The organism is Streptomyces torulosus, assembly GCF_001419765.1.
In the GTDB taxonomy this organism is placed as follows: domain Bacteria; phylum Actinomycetota; class Actinomycetes; order Streptomycetales; family Streptomycetaceae; genus Streptomyces; species Streptomyces torulosus.
In genome coordinates this window covers 61,082-67,291 of record NZ_LIRK01000004.1, presented here as the reverse complement: position 1 = coordinate 67,291, position 6,210 = coordinate 61,082, and the positions used below count along the sequence as shown (strand labels likewise).

Sequence of the window (6,210 nt, the reverse complement as noted above, 5' to 3'; positions counted from 1 at the left end):
GCCCGGCGGCCGTGGCGTGCGCGGTGGCGTGCTTCGCGGGGGAGGAGTCGCAGCAGCCGATGTGTCCGCACTGGGCGCAGCGCCGCAGGTGGAACCACCAGCCGCCGGAGGCGTCGCACTCCACACAGCCGGCCCCGGTCGGCGGCACGGCGGGATCGATCCCGGCGGGCAGGCTCATGACGTCTCCTCGGGCGCGTCGGATTCGGGCGCGTCGGATTCGGGGGCGAGGGTGAGGTCCAGGTCCGGTGCGGGCGCCGTCAGCGGCAGCAGGACCTGGAAACGGGTGTCGCCGGGTGCCGAGTGGACCTCGATGTGCCCGTGGTGCTTGTTGACGACGATCCGCCAGGAGATGTCGAGGCCCAGCCCGGTGCCCTGCCCGACGGGCTTGGTGGTGAAGAACGGGTCGAAGATCCGGCCGCGGATGCCGGGCGGGATGCCCGGTCCCGTGTCGCGGAACTCGACGAGCAGCTGATCGCGCTCGTCGCGGGCCGTGCGCACCGTCAGGGTGCCCTTGCCGCCGGTGTCGTTGATCGCCGCGACCGCGTTGTCGATGAGGTTCGTCCACACCTGGTTCAGCTCGCCCGGGTAGGCGGGGATCCTCGGCAGCGTGCGGTCGTACTCCTTCACCACCCGGATGCGCTCCCCGATCTTCCCGGACAGCATCAGCAGGGTGCTGTCGAGGAGCTCGTGCACATCGGCGTTCTGGTAGGGGGCCCGGTCCAGCTGCGAGTACTGCTTCGCCGCGTCGACGAGCTGACTGATCCGGGTCGTGGAGTCCTCGATCTCGTTCATCAGCAGCTCGGTCTCGACCGTGTAGTTGAGCCAGCGCACCGCCCCTTCGAGGGTGTGCTCGTCGACGGCCGCCGCGACCCGGTCCAGCCACGCGGTGTCGAGCCCTGCCTGCACGAAGTTCGGGGCGAGCTGCCAGCCGCCCGCGATGCCGTGGTCGTCGAGCCAGTCCGTGAGCTCGTCCTCCCGGTCGGCCGCCTCCAGCGGGCTGAGCGGGGTCGCCTTGGCGACCTGCTCGGCCGTCCGCTCCTGGAGCTCGACCAGCGACTCCAGCGTCTCGCGCCGGTACGCCCCGGACGCGATGACACCCAGCTTGTGGCGCATCCCGGCCACCCGCTCCCGCAGCGCGGAGGTCGCCCGCACGGCCGCCGCGGCCGGGTTGTTCAGCTCGTGGGTGAGGCCCGCCGACAGCGAGCCGAGCGCCAGCAGCCGCTCCCGCTGCCCGATGGTCCGCTGGGTGTTCTGGCTGCCGAAGAACAATCCCTCCAGCAGATGCACGGCCATCGGGAACCACTCGCGCATGATCTCCGCGAACGAGGCCGAGGGCAGGATGAAGAACCGCGACGGCTCGATGACCCGCATCGAGCCCTTGTAGCGGGCCTGGTCCGCCTGGTCGCCCAGATACGCCTGGAACGCGCCCGCGTACACCCCGCGCTGCGAGGTGCGGTTCAGTTCCACGTCGTCGTCGCCGACCTGCCGCGACATCACCAGCGTGCCCTGCAGGAGCACGAAGAAGCAGGTCGCCGGCTCGCCCTCGCGGTAGACCCAGCCGGGTTCGAACCGCTCGACGCGGCCCTCACGGCACAGCCGGTCCAACTGCTCGGGCGACAGCTTCTCGAACAGGAACAGCGTGGCGAGCTCCGCCCGGTCGCAGGTGAGCGGCTGCCCGCTCACGACACCGCTCCGAAGGCCCGCGCGGTTCTCATGACTGCTCCAGATAACGGTGCACGAGCATGACGGCCATCGCTCCCTCTCCCACGGCGGACGCGACCCGCTTCGCGGACTCGTACCGGGCGTCCCCGGCGACGAACACGCCGGGCACATTGGTCTCCAGGTGGTAGGGCGGCCGGTCCAGCTCCCAGCCCGGCGGCGGACTCCCGTCGACGGTCATGTCGGGCCCGGCCAGGATGAAGCCCCGCTCGTCGCGCAGCACGGTGCCGTCCAGCCAGTCCGTCAGCGGCTCGGCGCCGATGAACACGAACATCCACTGCGCGTCCACCAGCTCCTCGTGCCCGCTCGCGACGTCCTTGAGGGTGAGCCGCTCCAGCTGGTTGGTGCCGTGCGCGGCCTCCACGACCGTGCCGGTGCGCACGACGATGTTGGGCGTCTCCGCGAGCTGCTGGATCAGGTAGTGCGACATGGACGCCGCCAGCGACTCCCCGCGCACCAGGAGCGTCACCGACTTGGCGCCGCGGGACAGATACATCGCGGCCTGGCCCGCCGAGTTCGCGCCGCCCACGATGTACACGTCGTGCCCCTGGCAGGCGGCGGCCTCGGTGAGCGCCGAGCCGTAGAACACCCCGCAGCCGTTGAGGTCGGAACAGCCCGGCGCGGCGAGCTGCCGGTACGACACGCCGGTCGCGAGGATCACGCTGTGCGCGGCGACCGCCGAACCGTCCGAGAACCGGATGGTCCGCGCCGCCCCGTTCACCTCCAGGCCGCTGACCTCACGGGCGGTGAGGATCTCCGCGCCGAACTTGGTGGCCTGCCGCCGGGCCCGGTCCGTGAGCTGCGCGCCGGACACCCCGTCGGGGAACCCCAGGTAGTTCTCGATGCGTGAGCTCTGCCCCGCCTGGCCGCCGGTCGCCGACCGCTCGACGAGCAGCGTCCGCAGCCCCTCGGAGGCCCCGTACACGGCCGCGCCCAGCCCGGCCGGGCCACCGCCGATGACGACCAGGTCGTAGAAGTCCTCGGCCGGGGTCGTCGCCAGCCCCACCTTCTCCGCCAGCTCCGGGTCCTCCGGCGCGACCAGGGGAGTACCGTCCGGGGTGACCACGAGCGGCAGCCGCCGTCCGTCCGTGCCGGCCGCGGCGAGCAGCCGCCGCCCTTCTGGCTCGTCGGACGAGAACCAGCGGTACGGCACCTGGTTGCGGGCGAGGAACTCCCGGACGCCCGAGGACCGGGCCGACCAGCGGTGCCCGACCACCTTCGTCGTGCCGACACAGGTCCGGTCGGCCGCCCGCCACGCCTGGAGCAGATCGTCCAGGACCGGATAGAGCTTCTCCTCCGGTGGGTCCCACGGCTTCAGCAGATAGTGGTCGAGGTCGATCACATTGATCGCGTCGATGGCCGCGTTGGTGTCGGCGTACGCGGTGAGCAGCACCCGGCGCGCCCCCGGATAGACGTCCAACGCCTGTTCGAGGAACTCGATGCCGTTCATCTGCGGCATCCGGTAGTCGGCCAGGACGACCGCCACCTGGTCGCCGCGCAGCTTCAGCTCCCGCAGCGCCTCCAGGGCCGCCTCGCCGGACTCGGCCCGCACGATCCGGTACGACTCGCCGTAGCGCCGTCGCAGATCCCGGGCCACCGCACGTGACACCCCCGGATCGTCATCCACGGTGAGGATCACGTTCCGCGCCGGACCGACCGCCTGAGTCATATGCCTCCCACCCCGAACCAATGTGCTCATCGTATGTTCGGACGTTCGGGTTCGCTCGGCTTCGAGGTCTCCGCCCCGGCGCGCGCCGAGCCGCTGGTCAGCTCCGGCGTTCGCCCGACCCGCGCCGAGCGGCCGGTCAGCTCCGGCGTCCGGAGAGGACGCAGAACTCGTTGCCCTCCGGGTCCATGAGCACGACCCACGACTCGTCGCCCTGTCCGACGTCCGCGTGGCGGGCGCCGAGAGCGAGGAGCCGGGACACCTCCGCCGCCTGGTCCACCGGGCGGAAGTCGAGGTGCAGCCGGTTCTTCACGGTCTTGGCCTCGGGGACCGGAGTGAACAGCAGGCCGGGCACGCGGTCGGGCTCCGGGCGGATCTCGTACTCCTCCGGCGCGTCGTTCACGACCACCCATCCCAGCGCCTCGGCCCACCAGCGCCCGAGGGTCACCGGATCGGCGGCGTCCACCACTACCTGCTCCCAGTTCAGGTCCATGGCGCGAGCGTAGTGAAGACTGGGCCCTTCAGCCTGATGGGACGAAGAAAGGTGGCCGATGTCGACGCGCCCGATCACCGCCGCAGTGGACGGTACGCCCGAGAGCCTCGCCGCACTGGCGTGGGCCGGCCGGGAGGCCGTACGCCGGGACGTACCGCTGCGGGTGGTGCACGCCTGGCAGTGGCAGCCGCACGAGGCGATCGTCGTGGACCGGGACGGACAGGCCGGATGGGCGCGGGACGCGCTCGCCGAGGCCGTCCGCGGCGTCACCGAGCGGCACCCGGGCCTGGAGGTCTCGACGGACCTGGTCGAGGGGCCGCCGGTGGAGTCCCTGACCGCCGCGGCGGAGCACGCCGAGACCCTGGTGCTCGGCTCGCGCGGCCACGGAGCGGTGGTGGGCTTCCTCCTCGGCTCCGTCGGACAGCAGGTCCTCGTCGACTCCCCGCGTCCCGTCGTGTTCGTCCGCGCCGGTGACGAGGCCTCCGCCGAGGCCGCCGGTCGCGAGGTCGTCGTCGGCCAGGACGGCACACCGGAGGACAGCGCCGCCGCTCTGCGGTTCGCCTTTGAGACCGCGGCCGCCCGGGGCGCCTCCCTGCGGGCCGTCCGTGCGTGGACGCTGCCGCCGCTGTACGCGTACAGCCCCGGTTCGCTGAAGCTGCTCGACGAGGCGGGCGGCCTCGAACCGTACGAGAAGAAGGCGCTGGCCGCCGCGCTCCAGCCGTGGCGGGAACGCTTCCCCGACGTACCGGTCACCGAACACGTGGAGATCGGCAGCGCCGGTCAGGTCCTGCTCTCCGTCGCCGGGCACGCCCAGCTGATGGTCGTGGGCCGCCGCGCCCGCCGCACGGCAGTCGGCGCCCGCATCGGCTCGGTGGCCCACGGCGTCCTCCACCACGCGCCGTGCCCGGTGGCGGTCGTCCCGCCCGGGGGGAGCGCCGAGGTGTGAGCCGCACCTCGCTCAGGACGCCGTGACCTCGTCGATCGCCTCGCTCACATCGCGGTGACGTCGTCGATCGGCGGCGGCAGCACCGCGCGCGCCTTCGGCAGGACGTTGTCGATGTAGTCCTTCACGGCGATGTCCAGGCCGATGTCGTGCTGCGCCCGCTCCGAGAGATACCAGCGGTGCTCCAGCAACTGGTGGTAGATCTCCGCCGGGTCCATCGTGCCGCGCAGCTCCGGCGGCACGGCCCGCACGGTCGGGCGGAACACCTCACGGACCCAGCGGTGGGCCAGCACCTCGGGGCGGGCGCCATGGGGGTCCCCCTTGTTCGAGCGAAGCCGAGAACTCGGGGGAGGGTCACCGGGGGCGTAGTCGTCCTGGGTGGCCATCCAGCTCTCCAGGTCGGTCAGCAGCCGGCGGGCCTGGTTCTCCTCGGTGTCCAGACCCGTCAGCCGCAGCAGCTGCCGCTGGTGGTGGCCCGCGTCCACCACCTTCGGCACGAAGGTGACCGTGTCGCCGTTGGAGGAGTGCTCGATCTGCATCTCGGCCACATCGAAGCCCAGGTCGTTCAGCCGGCGGATACGGCGCTCGATGTAGTGGTACTTCCCGGCCGGGTACACCGAGGTGCGCGTCAGCTCCTGCCACAGCCGGCGGTAGCGGGAGCAGATCTCGTTGCCGAAGTCGATCGGGTCCACCGACGGGTGCAGCGCCCCGGACGCCTCCAGGTCCAGCAGCTCCCCGCTGATGTTCACCCGGGCCAGGTCGAGGTCGTACTCCCGCTGCCCGGTGCTCAGTTGCGTGTGCAGATCACCGGTCTCGGCGTCCACGAGGTACGCGGCGTACGCGCCCGCGTCCCGCCGGAACAGGGTGTTGGACAGCGAGCAGTCGCCCCAGGCGAACCCCGTGAGATGCAGCCGGACCAGCAGCACGGCCAGCGCGTCCATCAGCCGGTGCATCGTCGCGGGACGCATGGTCGTCTCGAACATCGAGCGGTAGGGCATCGAACCGCCGAGGTGCCGGGTGATCAGCACCGGCTCCAGCGGATCGCCCGCCTCGTCGGTGCGGCCGGTGACCACGCCGAGGGCGTCCACGGCCGGGATGCCCAGCCGGTCCAGGTCGCGCAGCAGCCCGTACTCGCGCAGCGCGGGCCGCTCGGCGAGTTCCTTGACGGCGATCACCTCGTCGCCGGCCCGGGCGTAGCGCACGACGTGCCGGGAGATACCGCGGGGGAGCGGTACGAGGTGGTGCTCGGGCCATTCCTCCAGGGGCAGGTGCCACGGCAGTTCGAGGAGCAGCGCGGGGTGTTCCGGGTTGGTGGCGCTGATCTGCAGTGCCATGGGTCCTCTGCCTTCGTCTCATGGTCGAACGGGGTGCTCGCGGGGGCGGCGCACC

General features: G+C 71.9%; 6 protein-coding genes. 1 reads left to right on the top strand and 5 read right to left on the bottom strand.

Annotation, left to right across the window (positions count from 1 at the left end):
• From AOK23_RS49185 to AOK23_RS00680, 4 genes are all read right to left on the bottom strand, one after another.
• Positions 1–178: UBP-type zinc finger domain-containing protein (locus AOK23_RS49185; protein WP_240496190.1), on the bottom strand; the 178-nt coding region annotated here is incomplete at its 3' end.
• On the bottom strand, positions 175–1,683 hold the full coding sequence (locus AOK23_RS00690; protein ID WP_055710784.1) for an ATP-binding protein: 1,509 nt from the start codon (positions 1,681–1,683) through the stop codon (positions 175–177). The genes AOK23_RS49185 and AOK23_RS00690, both read right to left, overlap by 4 nt.
• A gap of 28 nt (positions 1,684–1,711) precedes the next feature.
• Positions 1,712–3,388, bottom strand: coding sequence for an NAD(P)/FAD-dependent oxidoreductase (locus AOK23_RS00685; RefSeq protein WP_055710783.1), 1,677 nt, complete (start codon positions 3,386–3,388; stop codon positions 1,712–1,714).
• A 136-nt stretch (positions 3,389–3,524) separates the two neighbouring features.
• On the bottom strand, positions 3,525–3,878 hold the full coding sequence (locus tag AOK23_RS00680; protein WP_055710782.1) for a VOC family protein: 354 nt from the start codon (positions 3,876–3,878) through the stop codon (positions 3,525–3,527).
• A gap of 58 nt (positions 3,879–3,936) precedes the next feature.
• On the opposite strand from AOK23_RS00680, the gene AOK23_RS00675 reads away from it, so the two are divergent.
• On the top strand, positions 3,937–4,824 hold the full coding sequence (locus AOK23_RS00675; protein ID WP_055710781.1) for a universal stress protein: 888 nt from the start codon (positions 3,937–3,939) through the stop codon (positions 4,822–4,824).
• 44 nt (positions 4,825–4,868) lie between these two features.
• Here the strand turns inward: AOK23_RS00675 and AOK23_RS00670 are convergent, their stop codons facing one another.
• Complete coding sequence (locus AOK23_RS00670; protein ID WP_055710780.1) at positions 4,869–6,155, bottom strand: DUF4032 domain-containing protein; 1,287 nt, start codon at positions 6,153–6,155, stop codon at positions 4,869–4,871.
• Positions 6,156–6,210 lie beyond the last annotated feature (55 nt).

What these genes read in the sequence shown, in the direction of transcription:
- AOK23_RS00685 (WP_055710783.1), bottom strand. Translation starts at nt 3,388, where the DNA reads ATGACTCAGGCGGTCGGTCCGGCGCGGAACGTGATCCTCACCGTGGAT.
- AOK23_RS00680 (WP_055710782.1), bottom strand. Translation starts at nt 3,878, where the DNA reads ATGGACCTGAACTGGGAGCAGGTAGTGGTGGACGCCGCCGATCCGGTG.
- AOK23_RS00675 (WP_055710781.1), top strand. Translation starts at nt 3,937, where the DNA reads ATGTCGACGCGCCCGATCACCGCCGCAGTGGACGGTACGCCCGAGAGC.
- AOK23_RS00670 (WP_055710780.1), bottom strand. Translation starts at nt 6,155, where the DNA reads ATGGCACTGCAGATCAGCGCCACCAACCCGGAACACCCCGCGCTGCTC.